The sequence below is a fragment of the Haemophilus parainfluenzae genome (assembly GCF_014931395.1).
Classification (GTDB): domain Bacteria; phylum Pseudomonadota; class Gammaproteobacteria; order Enterobacterales; family Pasteurellaceae; genus Haemophilus_D.
In genome coordinates, this window is record NZ_CP063120.1 from 1,225,190 (window position 1) to 1,248,414 (window position 23,225).

24 protein-coding genes and 2 tRNA genes are annotated in these 23,225 nt (G+C 39.4%); 14 read left to right on the forward strand and 12 right to left on the reverse strand.

Annotated elements, in window-relative coordinates:
• Window positions 1–58 precede the first annotated feature (58 nt).
• Entirely contained in the window at window positions 59–2,185 is a 2,127-nt protein-coding gene (nrdD, locus tag INP94_RS06095) for an anaerobic ribonucleoside-triphosphate reductase (protein ID WP_197543005.1), read from the reverse strand.
• A gap of 267 nt (window positions 2,186–2,452) precedes the next feature.
• Complete coding sequence (grpE, locus tag INP94_RS06100) at window positions 2,453–3,028, reverse strand: nucleotide exchange factor GrpE (RefSeq protein ID WP_197543006.1); 576 nt, start codon at window positions 3,026–3,028, stop codon at window positions 2,453–2,455.
• 130 nt (window positions 3,029–3,158) lie between these two features.
• Between grpE and INP94_RS06105 the strand changes: the two genes are divergently transcribed.
• The 11 genes from INP94_RS06105 (at window position 3,159) to INP94_RS06155 (ending at window position 13,863) form a co-directional block, all read left to right on the forward strand.
• Complete coding sequence (locus INP94_RS06105) at window positions 3,159–4,049, forward strand: NAD(+) kinase (RefSeq protein WP_197543007.1); 891 nt, start codon at window positions 3,159–3,161, stop codon at window positions 4,047–4,049.
• A gap of 76 nt (window positions 4,050–4,125) precedes the next feature.
• Entirely contained in the window at window positions 4,126–5,802 is a 1,677-nt protein-coding gene (gene recN, locus INP94_RS06110) for a DNA repair protein RecN (RefSeq protein WP_197543008.1), read from the forward strand.
• Window positions 5,803–5,989: 187 nt separating this feature from the next.
• Complete coding sequence (gene metK, locus INP94_RS06115) at window positions 5,990–7,144, forward strand: methionine adenosyltransferase (protein WP_197543009.1); 1,155 nt, start codon at window positions 5,990–5,992, stop codon at window positions 7,142–7,144.
• Window positions 7,145–7,200: 56 nt separating this feature from the next.
• Window positions 7,201–7,716, forward strand: a complete 516-nt coding sequence (locus INP94_RS06120; protein WP_197543010.1) for a SprT family zinc-dependent metalloprotease — start codon at window positions 7,201–7,203, stop codon at window positions 7,714–7,716.
• 50 nt (window positions 7,717–7,766) lie between these two features.
• Window positions 7,767–8,285, forward strand: coding sequence for an opacity family porin (locus tag INP94_RS06125; protein ID WP_178164573.1), 519 nt, complete (start codon window positions 7,767–7,769; stop codon window positions 8,283–8,285).
• 155 nt (window positions 8,286–8,440) lie between these two features.
• Window positions 8,441–8,785 carry an ArsC family reductase gene (locus INP94_RS06130; protein WP_102703779.1) on the forward strand — a complete coding sequence of 115 codons (345 nt, stop codon included), beginning with the start codon at window positions 8,441–8,443 and terminating at the stop codon, window positions 8,783–8,785.
• Between the two features lie 78 nt (window positions 8,786–8,863).
• Entirely contained in the window at window positions 8,864–9,313 is a 450-nt protein-coding gene (locus tag INP94_RS06135; RefSeq protein WP_197543011.1) for a hypothetical protein, read from the forward strand.
• Between the two features lie 86 nt (window positions 9,314–9,399).
• Window positions 9,400–9,795: a hypothetical protein gene (locus INP94_RS06140; RefSeq protein WP_070591340.1), complete on the forward strand. Its 396-nt coding sequence runs from the start codon at window positions 9,400–9,402 to the stop codon at window positions 9,793–9,795.
• A gap of 178 nt (window positions 9,796–9,973) precedes the next feature.
• On the forward strand, window positions 9,974–11,929 hold the full coding sequence (locus INP94_RS06145; RefSeq protein WP_197543012.1) for a TonB-dependent copper receptor: 1,956 nt from the start codon (window positions 9,974–9,976) through the stop codon (window positions 11,927–11,929).
• Between the two features lie 118 nt (window positions 11,930–12,047).
• Complete coding sequence (gene dapE, locus INP94_RS06150; RefSeq protein ID WP_197543013.1) at window positions 12,048–13,181, forward strand: succinyl-diaminopimelate desuccinylase; 1,134 nt, start codon at window positions 12,048–12,050, stop codon at window positions 13,179–13,181.
• A 1-nt stretch (window position 13,182) separates the two neighbouring features.
• Window positions 13,183–13,863, forward strand: coding sequence for a M15 family metallopeptidase (locus INP94_RS06155; protein ID WP_197543014.1), 681 nt, complete (start codon window positions 13,183–13,185; stop codon window positions 13,861–13,863).
• A gap of 40 nt (window positions 13,864–13,903) precedes the next feature.
• Here the strand turns inward: INP94_RS06155 and rapZ are convergent, their stop codons facing one another.
• From rapZ to yjgA, 6 genes are all read right to left on the reverse strand, one after another.
• Window positions 13,904–14,761, reverse strand: coding sequence for an RNase adapter RapZ (rapZ, locus tag INP94_RS06160; RefSeq protein ID WP_197543015.1), 858 nt, complete (start codon window positions 14,759–14,761; stop codon window positions 13,904–13,906).
• A gap of 31 nt (window positions 14,762–14,792) precedes the next feature.
• Window positions 14,793–15,311 carry a PTS IIA-like nitrogen regulatory protein PtsN gene (gene ptsN, locus INP94_RS06165; RefSeq protein ID WP_049370125.1) on the reverse strand — a complete coding sequence of 173 codons (519 nt, stop codon included), beginning with the start codon at window positions 15,309–15,311 and terminating at the stop codon, window positions 14,793–14,795.
• A 3-nt stretch (window positions 15,312–15,314) separates the two neighbouring features.
• Window positions 15,315–16,040, reverse strand: coding sequence for an LPS export ABC transporter ATP-binding protein (gene lptB / locus INP94_RS06170; protein ID WP_005696470.1), 726 nt, complete (start codon window positions 16,038–16,040; stop codon window positions 15,315–15,317).
• Between the two features lie 3 nt (window positions 16,041–16,043).
• The gene (gene lptA / locus INP94_RS06175; protein ID WP_005696469.1) at window positions 16,044–16,562 is read right to left on the reverse strand and encodes a lipopolysaccharide transport periplasmic protein LptA; all 519 of its coding nucleotides are present in this window, start codon (window positions 16,560–16,562) and stop codon (window positions 16,044–16,046) included.
• Entirely contained in the window at window positions 16,543–17,151 is a 609-nt protein-coding gene (gene lptC / locus INP94_RS06180) for an LPS export ABC transporter periplasmic protein LptC (RefSeq protein WP_197544272.1), read from the reverse strand. The genes lptA and lptC overlap by 20 nt, the downstream gene beginning before the upstream one ends.
• An 81-nt stretch (window positions 17,152–17,232) precedes the next feature.
• On the reverse strand, window positions 17,233–17,769 hold the full coding sequence (yjgA, locus tag INP94_RS06185; protein ID WP_197543016.1) for a ribosome biogenesis factor YjgA: 537 nt from the start codon (window positions 17,767–17,769) through the stop codon (window positions 17,233–17,235).
• Between the two features lie 88 nt (window positions 17,770–17,857).
• Here yjgA and pmbA point away from each other — a divergent pair, with 88 nt between their 5' ends.
• The gene (gene pmbA / locus INP94_RS06190; protein WP_197543017.1) at window positions 17,858–19,213 is read left to right on the forward strand and encodes a metalloprotease PmbA; all 1,356 of its coding nucleotides are present in this window, start codon (window positions 17,858–17,860) and stop codon (window positions 19,211–19,213) included.
• Between the two features lie 203 nt (window positions 19,214–19,416).
• Entirely contained in the window at window positions 19,417–19,956 is a 540-nt protein-coding gene (gene hpt, locus INP94_RS06195) for a hypoxanthine phosphoribosyltransferase (RefSeq protein ID WP_005696465.1), read from the forward strand.
• Window positions 19,957–20,023: 67 nt separating this feature from the next.
• Here hpt and der read toward each other — a convergent pair whose 3' ends face one another.
• The 4 genes from der to dnaQ all read right to left on the reverse strand — a co-directional run bounded on the left by der (window position 20,024) and on the right by dnaQ (window position 22,685).
• A complete protein-coding gene (der, locus tag INP94_RS06200) occupies window positions 20,024–21,544 on the reverse strand; it encodes a ribosome biogenesis GTPase Der (protein WP_197543018.1) in 1,521 nt (506 codons plus the stop codon).
• A gap of 111 nt (window positions 21,545–21,655) precedes the next feature.
• A tRNA-Asp gene (locus INP94_RS06205) sits at window positions 21,656–21,732 on the reverse strand.
• 27 nt (window positions 21,733–21,759) lie between these two features.
• Window positions 21,760–21,836, reverse strand: a tRNA-Asp gene (locus INP94_RS06210).
• Between the two features lie 87 nt (window positions 21,837–21,923).
• Entirely contained in the window at window positions 21,924–22,685 is a 762-nt protein-coding gene (gene dnaQ, locus INP94_RS06215) for a DNA polymerase III subunit epsilon (protein ID WP_070775763.1), read from the reverse strand.
• A gap of 59 nt (window positions 22,686–22,744) precedes the next feature.
• Between dnaQ and rnhA the strand changes: the two genes are divergently transcribed.
• A complete protein-coding gene (gene rnhA, locus INP94_RS06220) occupies window positions 22,745–23,206 on the forward strand; it encodes a ribonuclease HI (RefSeq protein ID WP_005699219.1) in 462 nt (153 codons plus the stop codon).
• Window positions 23,207–23,225: the final 19 nt, after the last annotated feature.

The following is a 23,225-nucleotide window of genomic DNA, read 5'->3' on the forward strand; positions in this document are numbered from 1 at the left end:
TTGAAATAAAAATAGCTCACTTTTGATGAGTTATTTTATCATAATCAATGTTGCGACATTATAGGTGTTTCACTCGACGTTTTACTTCTTCCTGTTTGCCAGCGTTGAATGGACGAGCATCAGGACTGCCGAGATAACCACAAACCCGTCGGGTTACAGAGACTTTTGCACTGTCATGGTTGCCACATTTCGGACAAACAAAGCCTTTGCTTGTGCAATTAAACTCTCCCGTAAAGCCACATTCGTAACATTCATCAATTGGCGTGTTGGTGCCGTAATAAGGCACGCGATCGTAGCTATAATCCCACACATCTTCGAGTGCTTTCAGGTTATGTTGAATGTTAGGGTATTCGCCATAACAGATAAAGCCGCCACTCGCTAATTCAGGATAAGGCATTTCAAAGTCTAATTTATCATATGGATTCACTTTTTTCTCTACATCTAAGTGATAGCTGTTAGTGTAGTAACCTTTATCGGTAACGCCTTCAATCACACCAAATTGTTTGGTATCTAAACGACAGAAGCGATCGCACAAGTTTTCACTTGGTGTGGAATAAAGACTAAATGCATAGCCGGTTTCTTTCTGCCATTGTTTTACCGCTTCGCTTAAACGACGCACAATCGCGATGCCTTTTTCGCGTAGTTGTTCATCGTCAAAAATATGTCCTTTTTTATACAGCGCATTGATGGTTTCGTGAATGCCAATATAGCCTAAAGAAATTGATGCTCGGCCATTTTTGAAAATATCGGCAACGTTATCATCGGCTTTTAATCGAACGCCACAAGCACCTTCCATATAGAGAATTGGTGCGACACGAGCTTTGGTATTTTCTAAGCGAGCGATACGTGTAAGCAAGGCTTTCTTCGCAAGGGCTAAGCGTTCATCTAAAGTGCGGTAGAATTTTTCTTCGTTTCCTTGTGCTTCAAGAGCAATACGAGGTAGATTCAAACTCACTACGCCTAAATTATTGCGACCATCATGCACTTCATGACCGTTTTCTTCATAAGCACCCAAGAAGCTACGACAACCCATTGGGGCTTTGAATGAGCCTGTAACTTTAACCACTTGATCATAGTTTAAAATATCCGGATACATGCGTTTTGATGCGCATTCTAATGCCAGTTTTTTAATATCATAGTTCGGATCTTGTTCGTTTTGGTTCACGCCTTTTTTAATCGTAAAGACCAGCTTAGGGAAGACCGGTGTTTTATGATTTTTACCCAAACCACGAATACGGTTTTTTAAAATTGATTGCTGAATTAAACGTTCTTGCCAACTTGTGCCTAGGCCAAAACCAAAGGTGACAAATGGCGTTTGGCCATTTGACGTATGAAGTGTATTAACTTCATATTCAAGAGATTGAAACGCATCAAAACATTCTTTTTCAATTAGTGCTTTTGCATAACCTTCCGCATCTGGAATTTGCCATTGTGCAGCGTTTTTCAAATGTTTTTCAAAACTGAGTTGAACATAAGGCGCAAGCACTTCATCAATGCGATTAATGGTTGTACCGCCATAAATATGGCTGGCTACTTGAGCAATAATTTGTGCAGTAACCGCTGTTGCTGTGCCGATAGATTTCGGTGGTTCAATTTCAGCATTACCCATTTTAAAGCCATGTGAAAGCATGCCTTTTAGATCAACCAGCATGCAGTTAAACATTGGGAAAAATGGCGCGTAGTCTAAGTCATGATAATGGATTTCGCCTTTTTCGTGAGCTTCCACGACATCTTTTGGCAGAATGTGACGTTTAGCATAATGTTTGGCCACAATACCTGCCAGTAGATCCCGCTGGGTCGGGATCACTTTCGCATCTTTATTCGCATTTTCGTTAAGCAATTCGACGTTGCTTTGCTCAATCAGCCCTTCAATTTCTTTGGTTAATTGGCTGCGTTTTTCACGAGCAAGATCACGATCGTGACGATATTCAATATAAGCACGTGCAATTTGTGGATATTTGCTTGTCATTAAGTGATCTTCAACGATTTTTTGAATCTGGTTGATATCAATTTCATGCTGATAGTGACTAAAAATCTCGGTATTAATTCGCTGGCTCAGATCATGGATATAAATTTCATCAACAATATTGACCGCACTTGCCGCTTTTCTGATTGCATTAGTAATGCGTTGTAGGTCAAACCCAATTCGTGAACCATCACGCTTAATCACGAAGAAAGCATTCATTTTATGACTCCTATATAGCTAACTTAAAAAAAACGAAGGCACTATATATAGTTTTATTTTTTCAGTCAACACACAATATGTAGTGTTATTTTGTATTTTTTGATGCTTGAAATTGAGTCGAAACCTTGCTAAATCTGGAAAGAATATGTATTTTTGTTGAGAATTATTCTCAAATTATTTTTTTTAATAAATTTGATCTATATCAAGGTTTTTGGCAATAAAAAAACGGACGAAAAATCGTCCGCTCTTTAAGTCATAGAAAAGAAATTAAGCTGCAACCATTACCATGGCTGGGCGAATCACTCGACCATTTAAGGTATAACCTTTTTGTAACACAGTGGTGATTTGGTTGCTTTCAAACCCTTCAGCTGGTTGCATAGAGATAGCTTGGTGAAGATCCGGATTAAAGGTATCACCTACTGCACCAACAGGCTCGACACCAAAGCGAGAAACCGTTGAGAGTAACTCTTTTAAAGTCAGCTCGACACCATCGAATAGGGCTTTGATGTTTTCATCTTCCTTATTGGCTGGTGTGGCAAGCGCACGCTCTAAGTTATCAATGGTATTTAAAATGTCTTTTGAGAATTTTTCGAGCGCAAATTTATGTGCTTTTTCGATGTCTTGTTCGCTACGACGACGCATATTATCAATTTCTGCACGCGTACGGAGCAATAAATCTTGCTCTTTTTTAGAGGTTTCTTCTACTTGTGCTTTTAATTGTTCTTCAAGTTCTTGTACACGGGCAATCGCTTCTTCTAACGGATCTTCCGTTGCGGTGGTTTCCTGCTGAACTTCTTCAACAAGTTCTTCATTTTCATTTAAGTTTTGTGCTTGTTCTGACATCTTTTTCTCCATTTATCAAAAATTAGTGCTATTTTAGCAAAACTGAATTGCTATGTAATATAATGGCTAAAATTTTAAATTCAAGTGCGGTCAAAAATCAGGAAGTCTGTACTTGGGAGCAATCATAGTTATGGATGAATTAGTCAAATCATTTAAAACCATCGCCTTGATGGGAAAACCACGTCGCGACATTAATTTGCAAATGCATAAAAACTTGTATCAATGGCTGAAAGAGCGAGGATATCAAGTTTTAGTTGAAAAAGAAGTGGGGGAAAAATTCGGTTTACCGGAAGAGGTGTTAGCAACGGTTGAAGAAATTGGAGAGCAAGCTCAACTCGTGATTGTGATCGGTGGTGATGGCAATATGCTAGGGCGTGCTCGCATTTTGGCTAAATATAATATTCCAATGATTGGTATTAACCGAGGCAACTTAGGCTTTTTGACCGATATTGACCCGAAAAATGCTTATTCACAGCTCGAAGCGTGTTTAGAACATGGTGAATTTTTTGTAGAAGAGCGTTTTTTATTGGAAGCTAAAATTGAACGAAACGGAGAAATTATCTCCAGTAGTAATGCCGTAAATGAGGCGGTGATTCACCCAGCTAAAATTGCGCACATGATTGATTTCCATGTTTATATAAATGATAAATTTGCTTTCTCTCAACGTTCGGACGGTTTGATTGTTTCCACTCCAACAGGTTCAACGGCTTATTCACTTTCCGCAGGTGGCCCGATTTTAACGCCAAATTTAAATGCGATTGCCCTTGTGCCGATGTTCCCGCATACGCTTTCTTCTCGACCATTAGTAATTGATGGCGACAGTAAAATTTCAATTCGCTTTGCAGAACATAACACTTCACAGCTGGAATTAGGCTGTGATAGTCAAATTGCGCTAGATTTTTCTCCTGATGATATTGTTCATATTGAAAAAAGCCCGCACAAGCTACGTTTATTACATCTAAAAAATTATAATTATTACAATGTATTAAGCACGAAATTAGGCTGGCTTAAAAATTTCTAATCCAAAAAGTTAAAAATCTCTTTACTGTATATTATATCAGTTATAATATATGAATATACAGTTAAGGAGATTTTTTATGCTAACCCAACTTACCATCAATAATTTTGCAATTGTTCGTCAATTAGAGATTGAATTGGCGAAAGGAATGTCTGTGATCACGGGGGAAACCGGTGCAGGGAAATCCATTGCTATTGATGCGTTAGAATTATGTTTGGGGCAGCGTATTGAAACGTCTATGGTTCGAGAAGGGCAGGAAAGAGCTGAAATTTGCGCCACATTTTTTATTGAACCAACGAACCCCGCTTATCAATGGTTGCAAGAGCAAGAATTGCAAGATCCTGATAATCCTTCTGATTGTATTCTACGTCGTGTCATTAATGCAGATGGTCGTTCTAAAGCCTTTATCAATAGAACACCCGTATCGGCTTCCCAATTAAAAGAAATAGGACAATATCTTATTCATATTAATGGGCAGCACGCTTCACAATTATTATTGAAAAATGACTACCAACTTCAGTTGGTGGATACATTTGCGCATCACAATGATTTGCTCGTTCAAATGCGAGAAGATTATCGCGCGTGGAAAAATCTTCAAACGCAAGTTAAAACCTTCCAACAAAAAGTTGCCGAAAATGAAGCGAAGAAACAACTTTTACAATATCAGGTAGAAGAGTTGGATGAGTTTGCGCTTCGTCCAAATGAATATTTAGAATTAGAAGAGGATCAACGTCGTCTATCAAATAGCGAGCAGCTGACACAGTTATCACAATCAGCCCTACAGCTCCTCAGTGAAAATGAGACGGTGAGTATCGATTCGATGCTTTATCGTGCTACACAGTATATTGATGAATTAAGCGACTTAGATCCTCGCTATGCTTCCGTTCAAACAATGTTGAATGATGCACTTATTCAAGTGCAAGAGGCGACAAGTGAAGTGCAGCATCTTGCTTCTCACATTGAGCAAGATCCGATGTTATTACAAGAGATTGAACAACGTTTTGGGCAAGTTTTACAACTTGCACGTAAGCACAATGTGAAACCTGAAGAGTTAGTGGAGTGGCATCAAAAATTAAAAGCAGAATTGACCGCACTTTTAGATTTTTCAGAAAGTGAAGAACGCCTGATTTTAGAAGAAAAAGCTGCCTTTGAGAAAATGCAACATACGGCAAAACAATTACATGAAAGTCGTTGCCAAGCTGCAGGAAAATTAGCGCAACAGGTTACACATTCCATCAAAGGGCTTGCAATGGAGAATGCCGAGTTTTTCATTGAAGTGAATTCAGATTTAACTAAAGTGACGGCAAATGGGGCAGATAATATCGTCTTTACTTTACGCAGTAATCTAGGACAGCAGGCACAACCGCTAGCAAAAGTGGCATCAGGTGGTGAGCTTTCTCGTATTTCATTAGCGATCCAAGTATTAACGTCCGATCAATCGGCGATTCCAACGTTAATTTTTGATGAAGTTGATGTTGGTATTAGCGGTAAAACGGCGAGTGTAGTGGGTAAATTGTTGCGCCAATTAGGCGATAAATGCCAAGTGCTTTGTGTGACCCATTTACCACAAGTCGCATGCCATGGACATCATCAATTTAATGTTGAGAAATTTACCGTTGATGATAAAACAGAAACTAAAATGACCGCACTTTCTCAAGAAGAGAGAGTTCCAGCTCTTGCAAGATTACTGGGTGGCAGTGAAATTACAGAGCTTGCTTTGGCGAATGCGCAAGAAATGTTGGATTTAGTGAACTAAAATCAGGTAAATAAATGGGAGCTTGTCGCCCATTTAATGCATTAATGAGCTGAATTCTGTCGTAAAGCTTAGATTCTTCTTGTCACATTTCAAAAATACTTGATAGGAATGCTTGCTTATTAGTCAAAAAAGCGTATTATAGACGTCTATACGTCAATACGTCAATACATCCAAAAGAAGAGAACTTATGTCTAGCTATTTATTTACTTCTGAATCGGTTTCAGAAGGACATCCAGATAAGATTGCCGATCAAATTTCTGATGCGGTACTTGATGAAATTTTAAAACAAGATCCTAAAGCACGCGTGGCTTGCGAAACCTATGTAAAAACAGGGATGGCGTTAGTCGGTGGTGAAATTACGACATCAGCATGGGTTGATATTGAAAATCTCACTCGCCAAGTGATTTGTGATATTGGTTACAAACACTCAGATATGGGTTTTGATGGCAATTCTTGTGCGGTATTAAATGCGATTGGTAAACAATCATCTGATATTAACCAAGGTGTGGATCGTGAGAATCCATTAGATCAAGGTGCGGGTGACCAAGGGATCATGTTTGGTTATGCGACAAATGAAACGGAAGTTTTGATGCCTGCGGCGATTACTTATGCGCATCGTTTAATGGAAAAACAAGCTGAAGTGCGTAAAAGTGGCAAATTAGCATGGTTACGCCCTGATGCGAAAAGCCAAGTCACTTTAAAATACGAAGATAACAAAATCGTGGGCGTGGATGCCGTTGTTCTTTCTACACAACACAGTGAAGAAGTGTCACAAAAAGAAATTTATGAAGGCGTGATGGAAGAAATCATCAAGCCAATTCTGCCAAGTGAATGGTTATCTCAACAAACAAAATATTTCATCAATCCAACCGGTCGTTTTGTGATTGGTGGCCCAATGGGGGACTGTGGCTTAACGGGTCGTAAAATCATTGTCGATACATACGGCGGTGCAGCTCGTCATGGTGGTGGGGCATTTTCTGGTAAAGATCCATCAAAAGTAGACCGTTCAGCCGCTTATGCAGCACGTTATGTGGCAAAAAATATCGTTGCGGCAGGCCTTGCAGATCGTTGTGAAATTCAACTTTCTTATGCTATTGGCGTGGCTGAGCCAACCTCTATCATGGTAGAAACCTTTGGTACAGGAAAAGTATCAAACGAAGTATTGGTTAAGTTAGTGCGTGAATTCTTTGATTTACGTCCTTATGGTTTAATTAAAATGTTAAATTTAATTCAACCAATCTATCGCCAAACTGCCGCGTATGGACACTTCGGCCGTGAACAGTTCCCATGGGAAAAAGTGGAGCGCGCTGAAGAGTTACGTGCAGCAGCAGGTCTAAAATAAGTAAATTACATGTATATGATAAAAACCGCTAATTTAGCGGTTTTTGTTTACTTAGTATGATGATGTCATCTCAAACTCAGTTTCGGCATTTAAAAATGCAGGTGCAACGCAAGCTTGCAGAAACATTACAACTCGCTGAAAATCACTTTCAACGGAAATTTCCTGTTCCGACAATCAGTTATGATTTGCGGGGTGTAAAGGCTGGGGTCGCTTATTTGCAGAAAAATGAGATTAAATTTAACCGCACTTTGCTACTTGAGAACTCAGATGAATTTATTCGTCAGGTCATTCCCCATGAATTAGCCCATCTTATTGTGTATCAAGTATTTGGTCGAGTGAAACCGCATGGACAGGAATGGCAAGCAGTGATGACACAGTTGTTTAATCTCCCTGCCGATACTTGTCATCAATTTGATGTAGAGAATGTGCAAGGCAAAATGTTTGCTTATCAATGTGAATGTCAGACCCATTACTTAACGATTCGTCGGCATAATCGTATTCAACGAGATAAAATTGCCTATTTATGCCGAAAATGTCAGGGAAAATTGGTTTTTCATAGTGAAAATTCATAAGCAGTATGGTATATTTCTAGTGTTTTCAATCAAATAACAGGGGTTATCCAATGAAAAAATCATTATTAGCTATCGTTGTCGGGGCATTAGCGGTTGCTTCAACTGCAAATGCAGGTTTATATGCGGAAGGTGATCTTGGTCTTTCAAGAACTAAATTAAGCAATGGTGGTTCAAGCAAAACTAAAATTGAGCCTCGTGTTGCAGTAGGCTACAAATTAGGTAATGTGCGTGTAGCAGGTGATTATACTCATCACGGTAACTTCCAAGGAACTAAAGTTCAAGGTTTAGGTGCGACAGTATTCTATGACTTCGATACCAACTCTCAAATTGAACCTTATGTTGGTGCTCGTCTTGCGGCAAACCGTTTCAAATTTGAAGAACGTGCGGATCAACGCTATAAAAGCTCTTCTGAAACCAAAGTGGGTTATGGTGTGGTCGCGGGTGCTAAATATAAATTAGCAGACAAAGTGTATGCAAATGGCGGTTTAGAATATAACCGTTTAGGTAGCTTTGACGATACTAAAGTGAATAACTATGGCGCTAAAGTGGGCGTAGGTTACGAATTCTAATTTCCCTTTTTAAAAGTGCGGTTGATTTTCACCGCACTTTTTTTGTGGGATGTAAAAGTTTGTATCGTGTTAATCTATTTGTGATTAATTCATGTAGCAGTTAAAATCCTCGTTCTAAATGAAATCGAGGATTTTTTATTTTTAGAGGTGAGAATATGATTATCGTTTATGGCATTAAAAACTGTGATACGGTGAAAAAAGCATTGAAGTGGCTAGCTGAACATAATATTGAACATAAATTGCATGATTACCGTGTAGATGGATTAGATACTCAATTCTTACAACAAGCAGAAGCACAATTTGGCTGGGAAAATTTAGTCAATAAACGTAGTACGACTTGGCGTAATCTTGATGAAAATGTGAAAAATACACTCTCGAAATCTACTGCACTTTCCGTATTAGCTGAAAATCCGACGTTAATCAAACGCCCGATTATTTTGCAAGATGGTAAGGCATTGATTGGCTTCAACGAAAAAGAATATATTGCAGCATTTAAGTAGTATTAAAGTAGGGAATTTATTTTTACTTGTTTATCTACTTCTTAGAGCTATTAATTTTGTTTAAAAGGAAATATAAAAATGAATAATGAACAACAAAATGAACAGCAAAAAGCCATACGACGTTTTTTTATTGGGAGTTTTTTTATTGCATTATTATGCGCAGTCGTCGTTGATTTATTTCTTGCTTCAATGGATGGCAGCTCATCAGATGACGTGGTATGGGTATTTTTTTATACTTTTTTTATCGTATTTATACCTAGTGCGATTACAACGTTTGTTTTTTACATCACTCAGGAAAAAGCAAGTAGCTACTATTCGCGGTATTTGTTACTGGCATTTTTGATGCCACCCTTTTTAATTCCGATCCTGACCACATTATTCGATTTGATTTATTTAAACAGTTGGCATGATGCTATTGATACGCTTGTAGAGTATTATCTAACGCACGGTATTTTGGCTTGTATATTGGGAGTAGCTCAACTGGTGTTAGCACAAGCGTGTTTTATAAAAATATGGGACACACAGTAACCTCTTAACCTTGTTCTTTATTAAAGCTGGAGGCTTTCTTATCTGCTTATTAGAGTTATTAATTTTATTTGAAAGGAAATATAAAGATGAATAATGCATTACAAAAGACTATACCACGTTTTTTTATTGGGAGTTTTTTTATTGCATTATTATGTGCAGTCATTATTTCTGAGTTTGTTGGAGATGCATTTTTTCTTTCTTTTCTTATTTCATTTATACCAGGGGTGATGACAACACTTATCTTTTTTGTTACTCGGGAAAAAGCAAGTCGCTACTATGGGCGGTATTTATTGGTGGCATTTTTTATGCCTTTTTTAATCCCTATTATCGTCGGATTATCTTTGCATTTTGTTGATTTAAACTGGGATAGCACTATTGATACAATTATAGGAGCTTATTTTTTATTAGGTCTTCCTTGCACTATTTTGGCGTTAGCTCAATTAGTGCTGGCAGTAGTATGTTTACCAGAAATGCATAAGTAAATAGCCATCTTTTAACCTTGCCTTTTGCACTTAATAAGAATAATATTCATTACAGTATTGTTACAATCTCAATCATTAATGTGATAAATGTTTCATAACGGTTGCGTATTTGTTTGAAAGATTTTATGTGGTTGAATTGTGGTTTTTATGACTCAAGTGCCAAAACAAGGGATTGATTATGCATAACAAATCTTATTTTGCCCTCCTTCCTCTTTCATTTTTTATATCTAATGCTTTTGCTGAGGATACGCAGTCTGTAACATTACTGGATCCTATTGTGGTAACAGGTGTTACTCAGACGAATACCAATTCAGTCAAACTTAATCCTAAAACAACACTTCAACCTTTACCTGCTGGTGATGGTGCAGATTTATTGCAATCTGTGGCAAATATGAGCGTGATTCGTAAAGGTGGGAGTTCTGGCGATCCGTTATTTCGCGGGTTAGGGGGCTCTCGCTTGAATATTCAAGCAGACGACCAATTCATTTATGGTGGGTGTAGCAACCGAATGGATCCGCCTACAGCTTATATTTTCCCATCAGCTTATGATGAAGTGGTGGTGACCAAAGGTCCCCAAACTGTAACTGAAGGTTCTGGCTTGGTGGCTGGCGCAGTTCGTTTTGTGCGTAAAGAGCCTGAATTTGATACTCAAAATACCTATTTAAACGGCAGTGTCACACTTGGCGGAAACAAACGTAGAGATGCTTATTTCGATGCGATGGCGGGTGGTAAATATGGTTATTTACGTACGAGTATGTCACACAATGAGGCGGGTAATTACAAAGATGGCGATGGCAATCGAGTTCATTCCTCTTTTGAGCGTCGTAATCAAATGTTACAGCTCGGTTTCACACCGACAGAAAACACCTTATTGACTGGAACTTATGAACGTAGTCGAGGCGAAGCAGCTTATGCAGATCGAATGATGGATGGGAGTAAGTTTGATCGTGATGCGTGGAATGTTCGATTTGTACAACGCAATATTACACCGTGGTTCACTGAACTTGAATTACGTTACGGTCAAAGCAAGATTGATCACGTGATGGATACTTATAGTATGCGTTATTTAAGCATGATGGGAAATCAAGTTAAAAAAGCAATGAATCCAAAACGTGAAACCAATACAGGGCATTTGAAAGCAACCTTTGATTGGCCGGATATTAATTTGCAAACAGGCATTGATTATATGCGTGATAAACACCTTTCACGCATGGAAATGAATGGTGAGGGCTATAGACACAAGCCTTATCAACCACAGCAAAACTTTACTCAATGGGGCGGATTTGTTGAGGGGACCTGGACGGCAAGCGATAGTCGTAAGTTTATTTCTGGTTATCGTTATGATGAAGTGAAAGCTGAATACGACACTTTAATGGCAAATCACCCAAATAAACACCATACGTACGGTTTACATTCAGGTTTCTTCCGTTGGGAAGAAGAAATCAATGGCATTAAATATTATGCTGGTGTAGGGATTGCAGAGCGAGCGCCAGATTATTGGGAACGCCGTGCAAGCCAAGTTTTAGATAAAGAGCAAAACCGTCAAATTGATACGGGATTGATGTGGAAGAATGACACCTTTGATTTTTCTGTGTCGCTATTTGGCAGTGATGTCCGCGATTTCATTATGTTAGAACGAGTAGGTAAAGATGTCTCGGCTCGTAATATCAAGGCAACTCGATTAGGCGGCGAAATTGAAGGCAAATGGAAATTTGCACGTCACTGGGAAATCGGTAGTAGTCTCGCTTATACCTATGGTAAAAATCGCACGGACGACCGTCCACTCGCTCAAACACCGCCATTAGAATGGAAAAACGCATTAACTTGGGATAATGAAGCCTTGAGTGCGGGAGTATTATGGCGAGTGGTTTCGGCACAAAAACGCTATGCAACGGGACAAGGCAACATTATTGGGCAAGACATCGGTGCTTCAGCAGGCTTTGGAACGTTATCCTTTAATACAGGGTGGAAAATTAATAAATATGCCACTTTGCAGGGCGGAATTGATAACTTATTTAATAAATCCTATGCAGAATTTGTGAGTAAAGGCGCAGATCCTTCAGCGGGGCTTCAAACTGTTCGAGTGAACGAGCCAGGACGTCAATATTGGTTACGTTTACAAGTTCAATTCTAGGATTCTTCATAAACTAATAAAAACGGATAACGAGGTTATCCGTTTTTTATTTGAACAGATTTAAATTAAAGGAAAATTTTGTTAAATTAGACCGCACTTTTAGTCGTCACTGAATATTATGAAACAAAAAACTATTGAGCTTGCACAAGCATTAATTCGTCGCCCCTCTATTAGCCCAAATGATGAGGGCTGTCAGCAACTAATCGCTGAGCGTTTGGAAAAACTTGGCTTTCAAATTGAATGGATGCCTTTCAACGATACGTTAAATTTATGGGCAAAACATGGTGTTGGTGAGCCAGTCATCACCTTTGCAGGGCATACCGATGTGGTGCCAACGGGAGATGAAACGCAATGGACTTATCCGCCGTTTTCTGCCGAAATTGTAGATGATATGCTTTATGGTCGTGGTGCGGCAGATATGAAAGGCTCATTAGCAGCAATGATTGTGGCGGCAGAAGAATATGTGAAAGCCAATCCGAATCATAAGGGAACGATTGCTTTGTTGATTACTTCTGACGAAGAGGCAGCCGCGAAAGATGGCACCGTACGTGTTGTCGAAACCTTAATGGCGCGCGGTGAGAAAATCACTTATTGCATGGTGGGGGAGCCATCTAGTTCAAAAACATTAGGCGATGTAGTCAAAAATGGTCGTCGGGGGTCGATTACAGGTAACCTCTACATTCAAGGTATTCAAGGTCATGTGGCTTATCCTCATTTAGCGGAAAATCCAATTCATAAAGCCGCACCTTTCTTGCAGGAATTAACCACTTATCAATGGGATAATGGCAACGAATTTTTCCCGCCGACCAGTTTGCAAATTGCAAATATTCATGCAGGCACTGGGAGTAATAATGTCATCCCTGGTGAGCTTTATGTGCAATTCAATTTACGTTATTGTACGGAAGTTACAGACGAAAGCATTAAGCAGAAAGTGGCAGAAATGCTCGAAAAGCATGGCTTGAAATACCGTATTGATTGGAATTTATCGGGTAAACCATTTTTAACTAAACCAGGTAAATTATTAGATGCATTAACGACGGCTATTGAGCAAACAACCTGCATTACACCACAAGCAGAAACAGGCGGTGGCACCTCTGATGGACGTTTTATTGCATTAATGGGTGCTGAAGTGGTGGAATTTGGGCCGCTTAATGCAACGATTCATAAAGTGAATGAATGTGTAAACGTTGATGATCTTGCCAAGTGCAATCAGATTTATCATCAAATGTTAGTGAATTTATTGGACAAGTAAGATGAAATTAACGCCAGAAATGTTAACCGGCAAATCTCGTGAACATTTGATCAATTTGCCTGCCCCTCATTCTCCGAATCATTTTTTGCAAGCAGAGGCAATGAAAGCGTTTCAAGGATTGCAGCAAAGAGCGGTCAAAAATGGCTTTAATTTGCAGCCCGCGAGTAGCTTTCGTGATTTTGAGCGTCAACAACTCATTTGGAACGGTAAATTTAACGGTGAACGCAAGGTTCATGATGATGCGGGAAATCCATTAGATTTAGCGTCGTTAGATGATTGGCAAAAAGCACAGGCCATTTTACGTTGGTCAGCGCTCCCAGGTGGCAGTCGTCATCATTGGGGAACAGAAATCGATATTTTTGATCCCGATCTTTTGCCTCAAGGTCAATCTTTACAACTTGAACCTTGGGAATATGAAAAGGGTGGTTATTTCTTTGAACTTAGTGAATTTCTTACTGAAAATCTACCGCACTTTGATTTTGTTTTGCCATTTATCAGCCAACCTGAAGGTAAAAAAGTTGGTCGAGAGCCTTGGCATATTAGCTATTTACCGTTGGCAGAGCAGGCATCACGATTATTTACGCCAGATGTGCTATTGCAGGTTTGGCAGCATGAAACCGTGGCGGGAAAAGAAACGTTAATTGCACATTTGCCTGAGATTTTTGAGCAGTATGTGGTTTAACAAAAAACGCAGCAAGTCGCTGCGTTTTTTTATGGTTTGATTAATTCTTTTTATTCTTTTCCAAGGATTTATGTTGAATTTTTACATTCTTGCCTTTGGCTTGGAAATATTCACCAATTTGTTGAGCAATATAAACAGAACGATGTTTACCACCTGTACAGCCGATGGCAATAGTGAGATAGCTTCGGTTATTTTGCTCTAACATCGGTAACCATGTTTCGATGTAATTACGCGTTTGGTAGATAAAATTATTCACTTCATCATGCGCAAGTAAAAATTGCGCAACAGGTTCATCAAGCCCCGTCATTGGACGAAGTTCTGGATTCCAGTGCGGGTTAGGTAGAAAACGCACATCGAAGACATAATCGGCATCAAGCGGAATACCATATTTAAAGCCAAACGACTCAACCACGATTTTAAGTTCTTTATCCGTATTACCCCGTAAAACTTCTCTTAATCGTTCAGATAACGAATGAGTAGAAAGTGGTGCGGTATCAATAATAAAATTAGCATGTTGAATTAGAGGCTCAAGTTGCTGATATTCTAAATCAATCGCTGATTCAAGTGGGAGATCTTGCGCTGAAAGGGGATGAAGACGGCGTGAATCGCTGTAACGACGAATAAGTGTACTACGATCGCTGTCCAGAAAGATGATTTTGACAGAATAAGAGGCTTGAATATCTGTCAGAATCTTGTCTAAATCAGCACTTGAATGGGGAAGATTTCGAATATCGAGACTGATGGCAACAGCCGTTTGAGTTTTGGCGAGAATATTGGTGAGTTGAGGAAGTAAATCGAGAGGGAGATTATCCACGCAATAATAGCCCATATCTTCCAAAGCTCGTAATGCGACAGATTTCCCCGCGCCGGAGCGACCGCTGATAATAATAATTTCCATCTGCGTGATTCCTTATGGTTAGTTGGTTAGGTTATACCTCTTGAGGTTCAATATTATCTAAATTTGTGTCGTCTTCAGATTCCTCTGAATGATCGGCACATTCAAAAATTTGCCAAATTTCATCCGCACTTTGTGCTGAACGAAGTTGCTTAATTAAGTTTTTATCAGTTAATTTTTCATTGAGTTCTGCCAGAACAGGAATATATTCTTGACAGTGATTTTCGGGTACGAGCACAGCAAAAACGATATCCACTGGTTTATTATCGGCAGCATCATATTCGACAGGCGTTTCTAATTGCATAAATACCGTTAGGATCTTATCTGACACGGTAGTAGGTAACTTGGCTTTAGGCATAGCGACACCATTACCTAATCCTGAATTACCTAATTTTTCCCGTTCAAATAAACATTCAAAACAAGCCTGCTCACCATTTTCGCAGTGAAGTTTTTCCACAACGAAAGCGGCAATAGATTCAAATAATCGTTTCTTGCTAGAAAAAGCAACCCCCTGACGAATATCATCAGGGGAGAGCAATGTCGTAAATTTCATCGGTTATAGTTTAAATTGTTCGCCTAAATAGACACGTTTAACGTGCTCATCATTCATGACTTCTTCCGGTGTGCCGGTCGCGATAATTTTCCCTTCGCCAACAATATAAGCTCGTTCACAAACATCAAGGGTTTCGCGTACGTTATGGTCGGTAATTAACACGCCTAAACCACGATTACGGAGATCCGTGATTATTTTCTTAATATCCGTGACCGAAATTGGGTCAACACCGGCAAAAGGTTCATCTAATAAAATGAATTTAGGATTTGCCGCTAAGGCACGTGCAATTTCCACACGACGACGTTCACCACCAGAAAGAGATTGTCCCAGGCTATCACGAATATGGCCAATATTGAATTCATCAATTAACTCATCCGCTCTCTCTCTGCGTTGTTCTGCAGTTAGATCTTTGCGAATTTCTAATACCGCCATAAGATTTTCATACACCGTTAAACGACGGAAGATAGAAGCTTCTTGTGGTAAATAGCCAATTCCTCTGCGTGCACGTTCATGCATAGGCAATACGCTAATATCATCGCCATCAATGGTGATTTTTCCCTGATCGTGACGCACTAAACCGACGACCATGTAGAAAGTAGTGGTTTTACCTGCACCATTTGGACCAAGTAGACCAACAATTTCATTGGAGTTTACGGTTAAACTCACATCAGAAACCACTTTTCGGCTCTTATAGCTTTTTGCGAGAAATTCAGCTTGTAATACAGACATCGGTTATTTTTTACCTTTTTGTTGTAATTGGGTCGGAATTAAGACGGTTTGCACACGTGATTTTCCATTACCATTGGCTTTTAACTGTTGTTTTTTCACATCATAAGTGATGCGTTCACCGTTAATTTTGCTATCTAATTGTTTTAATTCAGCATTACCGGTCAATGTTAAGAATTCAGTGCCTAAATCGTAGTGAACTTTATTCGCTCTACCGTCAACAGGTTTACCATCATCAAGTTGCTGGTGGAAGGTAACAGGGCTACCAAATGCTTCAACAGTTTCTTTTTTACCTGAATTTTCTGGTGGGCGAGTAATAACCACTTTATTGGCTTTAATCAAAATGGAACCTTGCGTAATTACAACGTTATCCGTAAAGGTTACGACGCTGTTTTCCATATCTAAAGATTGATTATCTGAGACAATATTAATCGGTTTATTGGTATCATCTTTTAACGCAAAAGCAGACAAAGAAGTCATCATTAACGCTGTTAAAAGCAGAATTTTATTGTTTGTTGATTTCATAGTATGTTTTTACCTGTTCCTTTAGAGTTGCAACTTGCTGACGTAAATTTCCGACGAGCTTCAATCCGCTAGAGTTAAAGTTTAATCCGTTAATTTTTACTTGTGTATCGGAAGTAATGTCTTGTGTTTTTAAATTAATTACTGCGGCTTCAGTCTCAACACGTTGTAGGCGAGATAAAGGATCAAGGCTCTCAGCAACCACACCACCTTCAAGATAGAGCATTTGATCTTTCGTTAATTTTGCCTTTTTCGCGCTAAGTTTCCAATTTTGTTTTTCTAATTGAATTTTATCGGTTTTCGCTTCTTTATCTTTATTGTCCAAAGAGACATCAAAAAGATAGACTAACGGCGAAATAAAATCCGTACGACCGTCTTGTGTGTAATATTCCACTTTGTCGGAAATCGCGAGATACTGTTTTTTACCTTCAGGTGAGAATACAGTGGTTTCCATTTTATTACCGACGTATTCCGGGCTATCAGGCTTTTTAATGAGGCTTTGTAAATCGCTATGATCTTGATTAAGCGAATAATACCAGCCCAATAAAGCAAGAGCGATGACACCTAAAATAATATTCCAACGAATATTCATAAATAACGTTTTTTCCTTATAAAAAGGGTAGCCAATCATAGCACTTTTTTGACACAAAGTGCGCTCAAAAATAGCGGTATTTTAGTCTTCTAAAATAAGTGTTTTTAAGATCTGATAAATCTCTCTATAAGCTTTTGACGGCTTATTTTGTTCCTTCTCTTTCTGTGCTGCACGAATCAAATTACGTAATTGTTGGCGATCCGCAGAAGGATGTTCATTTAACAAATCAGTCAGTGCTGCATCACCTTTCGCAACTAATTCATCACGTAAGATTTCCAATTTATGCAACATCGCTTGCTGCTGATTATGTTTATTTTCAATTTTTTCTAAAGCTTCACGAATAGGCTCTGCATCAATTGAGCGTAAGAGCTTACCGATATATTGCAATTGGCGACGACGCGCCTCTTTTTGTAGGCGTTGCGCTAATTCAATGGCATTTTTTAAGCTATCGTCTAGTGGAACCTTAGTCAGATTTGCTTTGGTTAAGTTCACCAATTTCTCGCCGAGCTGTTTTAAATCCTCTGCGTCGCGCTTGATTTCACTTTTACTTACCCAAATAATCTCTTCTTGGTCTTCATCTTCCCAATCAAAGGCTTCTTTTTTCTTACGTTTTGCCATTCTGTTACCTTATGAAAAATTTGGTGCATTTTAGCATAAACTTTCAAAATAAGATAAAATGGCGCAAATTTTTAATAGGATTATCACCATGAAAACAGCAGAAAATTTAACCGCACTTTTAAAATCTCAAGAGCAAACATTGCGAGATGCAGTCAGTTTTGCTATTGAAACCGCCCAGAAAGCGGGCGCCACCGCTGAAGTAGGTGTGACAAAAGTGAGTGGTTTATCGGTTTCAACCCGTCTGCAAGAGATTGAAAATGTTGAATTTACTAACGATGGGGCATTAGGTATTTCTGTTTATTTAGGCCAACAAAAAGGCAATGCGTCCACCTCAGATTTAAGTGAAGAAGCGATTAAAAACACCGTCGAAGCCGCGCTCGCTATTGCAAAATATACTTCGCCAGATGATTGCACAGGGCTAGCAGATAAAGAACTAATGGCTTTTGAAGCCCCCGATTTAGAACTTTATCATGAGGCAAGTGTTGATGTTGAACAGGCTACAAAATTAGCTTTAGAGGCTGAAAAATCAGCGTTGGAATACGATGCTAAAATCGTGAATAGTAATGGAGCAAGCTTTAATTCACATACAGGCGTGCGTGTTTATGGCAATACACACGGCATGTTACAAAGTTACTTATCTAGCCGTTATTCTTTATCTTGTTCGGTGATTGGTGGCGAGCTAGATCAACTGGAAAATGACTACGAATACACGGTTTCACGTGAGTTTGAAGCGCTTTCTTCACCGGATTGGGTTGGGCAAAATTGTGCGAAAAAAGTGATTGCGCGTTTAAATCCACAAAAATTAACAACACGTGAAGTACCTGTGATTTTCTTAAATGATGTGGCAACAGGATTAATTTCTCATTTAACGGGGGCGATTAGTGGCGGCAGCTTATATCGTAAATCCAGTTTCTTGCTCGATCATCTTGGAAAACAAGTATTGCCAGATTGGTTCCAAATCAGTGAGCGCCCTCATTTGTTAAGACGTTTAGCCTCTACGCCTTTTGATAGCGAAGGGGTTCGCACACAGAATCTTGAGATTATTCAAGATGGCGTGTTGCAAACCTATTTGCTCACCAGTTACAGCGGTAGAAAAATGGGCATGCAAAGTACTGGTCATGCAGGTGGTATTCACAACTGGCTTGTAAAACCAAATTTAATGGGGGGATTGACCGCACTTTTACGTCAGATGGACACTGGTTTATTGGCTACCGATGTCATGGGGCAAGGCGTAAATATTGTAACCGGTGATTATTCCCGTGGTGCAGCCGGTTTCTGGGTGGAAAACGGTGAAATCCAATATCCTGTTGCTGAAATTACCATTGCCGGTCAATTACAAGATATGTTGAAAAATATTGTGGCAGTAGCAGATGATGTTGAGCATCGATCCAATATCCAAACTGGTTCAATCTTACTCGACAAGATGAAAATTTCAGGGAATTAATAAATTTTATAAAAATGATAATAATTCTTATTGACAGATGATTTCTTTCTGCTACTATACGCACATCTGTTTCGTAGCGATTGCAGGTTGCTTCAACAGGTAGAGTAGAAAGTAAATTCGTTAGGGTTAAAAAGGCTGAAGGTTTAAACTTCAGCCTTTTTTATTGTAGAATACGCAAACGATTAAATTAAAAAGGAAAGACCATGAAAAAACACCACGTCGATATTATGATTTCAGAAGCGGATGTCCGTAGTCGCATAGCTGAACTTGGCGCGGAAATTACGCATTTTTATCAACAAAAAGCCATTGATAAACTGATTGTTGTCGGTCTTTTACGTGGTTCATTTATGTTCATGGCCGATCTGGTGCGTGAATTAAAATTGCCGGTAGAAGTCGAGTTTATGACCACTTCAAGCTATGGTAGCGGAATGACAAGTAATCACGATGTGAAAATTACGAAAGATCTTGAAGGGGATATTCGTAATGAACACGTGCTAATTGTTGAGGACATTATTGATACGGGTTACACCCTTGAAAAAGTGCGTGGTATTTTAAATTTACGCGATCCTGCAAGCTTGGCGATTTGTACCTTGTTAGATAAACCTTCTCGTCGAGAAGTTGAAGTGCCTGTTGAATGGATTGGTTTTTCTATTCCGGATGAATTTGTTGTCGGCTATGGTATTGATTACGCTCAACGTTATCGTAATCTAGGCTATATTGGTAAAGTGGTTATAGACGAATAATTTATTTTTCAATAAAAAGAGCGGTCAAAATTCACAGTGATTTTTGACCGCTCTTTGTTTGTTAAGATTAGCGTTTTGCTTTTTTGATAAACTTCATCAAGCGTTTACGTTTACGTAATTGGTTTGGTGTGAGTTTATTTTTTCTACCCGCGAATGGGTTTGAACCTTCTTGGAATAGCAAGCGAATTGGCGAACCAATAATTTTCAAACTCTTACGATAATAATTAGATAAATAACGTTTGTATGAATCCGGTAATTTATCCATTTGGTTACCATGCACCACGATAATTGGTGGGTTATAACCACCTGGGTGAGCATATTTTAATTTAATACGACGACCGCCAATCATTGGTGGTTGATGCTCATCCGTTGCCATTTGTAAAATACGGGTGAGAAGGGACGTCGTCATTTTTTGCGTCGCACAAGCATAAGCTTCTTTAATCGAATCAAAAAGATTACCCACGCCACTACCGTGTAAAGCAGAAATAAAATGTACACGGGCAAAGTCGATGAAATCAAGACGGCGATCTAATTCAGATTTGACGCGATCTTTCACATCTTGATCTAAGCCATCCCATTTATTCACGACGATCACGAGTGAGCGTCCTGCATTTAAGATAAAGCCAAGTAGAGAGAGATCTTGGTCTGAAATGTTTTCACGCGCATCAATTGTGAGTAATACCACGTTTGCATCTTGAATTGCTTGTAATGTTTTGATGACAGAGAATTTCTCAACGGCTAAATGCACTTTACCACGTTTGCGCACACCTGCTGTATCAATCAAGGTGTATTGCTGACCATCGCGTTCCATTGGAATATAGATACTGTCACGCGTTGTGCCTGGCATGTCGTAAACGACCACGCGATCTTCACCTAAAATACGATTGGTTAATGTGGATTTACCGACGTTTGGACGGCCTACAATCGCAATTTTGATATTTTTATCTTGTTCTTCTTCAAGCTCTTCGTCTAATGCCTCATCAATTAATAATGTATCGTCTTCTGAATCGAAGTCAAATTCGTGATCCCATTCATCTTTTTCTTCTTCATCAGAAGTGCGGTCATTTTCTGCTTCGTTTTCTTGTAATTTTTCCGCTAAAGGGGCAAGTACTTGCTCCATTAATTGAGTCACGCCACGGCCTTGTGATGCGGCGATTTGTTCAATTTCACCTAAGCCTAATTGATAAAATTCCGCACAGTGTGAGTCTGCATCAATACCGTCAGTTTTATTTGCTACAACTACGGTTGTTTTATTAGTGCGTTGGCGTAAGTAATTGGCAATGCCAATGTCTGCAGCCGTTAAACCTGCGCGCGCATCTACTAAGAAAAGCACCACATCGGCTTCTTCAATCGCTAATAAGGATTGCTCCGCCATTTTTTCTTCAACGCCTTTTTCAGTGCCATCAATACCGCCGGTATCGATTACAATGAAATCATAGCCAGAAATATTGGCATGACCGTATTTACGATCTCGGGTTAAACCAGGGAAGTCTGCGACAAGCGCATCACGAGTACGGGTTAAACGGTTGAATAGGGTGGATTTGCCTACGTTTGGGCGACCCACTAAGGCAACGACAGGAGTTGTCATAAAAATATCTCTGTAAAGTGTAAATTTGGTTAATTATAGCGAATGTTGGCTGGCAGGTAAAATTCGGGCATAAAAAAAGCACCTTCAGGTGCTTCATTATCTCGGCTTAATTGGCGGAATGGACGGGACTCGAACCCGCGACCCCCTGCGTGACAGGCAGGTATTCTAACCAGCTGAACTACCACTCCGTGAGCATATTAAGACAAGTTTTAAATTGGCGGAATGGACGGGACTCGAACCCGCGACCCCCTGCGTGACAGGCAGGTATTCTAACCAGCTGAACTACCACTCCGCTAAGTGCTGGGTATAATAATGATGAACGTTAAAACCGTCAATCTTTTTTTTCTTTTTTATGTTTATCTGATTAATAGATAACCGATTAATGTGAGGTTTCATCCCCCGTACGAATAGACCAAAAACATTTGCCATCGCTTTTTTTATTGACCAATTTAAGGAAATCTAAATGGGCTTGGAGTTCATCATCAGTGGGTTGTAACACTTTTAAATTTTGCGAAAAATTGACCGCACTTTGAAGATCTTGAACATTGGCTGTCGTTTGGATAATCGAACTATCCGCATGCTCTTCATCAAATAAGCTGGTTTGACCGCCTGTCATGGATAAATAAACGTCGGCTAAAATCTCCGCATCCAGTAACGCGCCGTGGAGTGTGCGTTTGCTGTTATCAATGCCTAAACGATCACACAACGCATCTAAGCTATTACGTTTCCCAGGATACATTTGGCGCGCCATTTGCAACGTATCGGTGACGAGGCAAATGTCGGTCGTTTTGATATCTAACCCAAGTTTACGGAATTCATAGTCCATAAAGCCCACGTCGAAGGGAGCGTTGTGAATCAGCAGTTCAGCACCACGAATATATTCAATAAAGTCTTGTGCAATCGTTTTGAAATCCGGTTTATCTGCAAGCATTTCATCCGTAATACCGTGAACTTTAATGGCATCGGGATCAACCAAACGATCCGGCTTAATATAAATATGGAAATTATTGCCCGTATATTTACGGTTGATCATTTCCACCGCGCCAATTTCAATAATGCAATGTCCTTCGTAATGCGCACCAATTTGGTTCATACCGGTGGTTTCAGTATCCAGTACAATTTGGCGATCCGGATTTATCATTGTTCTACCTATCTCTTTCCTTTAAAATACTGCCTATTTTACACAAGCTCGAATTAGTTATGCAAAAACAGATTGAAATTTTTACGGATGGATCTTGCCTCGGCAATCCGGGAGCCGGTGGCATAGGAATTGTCCTTCGCTATAAACAGCATGAAAAACATATTTCAAAAGGGTATTTCAAAACCACGAATAATCGCATGGAATTACGAGCTGTGATTGAGGCCTTAAATAGCTTGAAAGAGCCTTGCCATGTAACGCTTTATAGCGATAGCCAATATATGAAAAATGGCATCACACAATGGATTTACAATTGGAAGAAAAACAATTGGAAAGCCAGCACGGGCAAAGCGGTAAAAAATCAGGATTTATGGATTGCATTAGATCAGGCGATTCAAACCCATAACATTGATTGGCAGTGGGTGAAAGGCCATTCAGGTCATCGTGAAAATGAAATTTGTGATGAATTAGCCAAACAAGGTGCAGAAAATCCAACTTTCGAAGATATTGGTTACGAAGGCTAGTCTGCACCTGGTTTTAAAG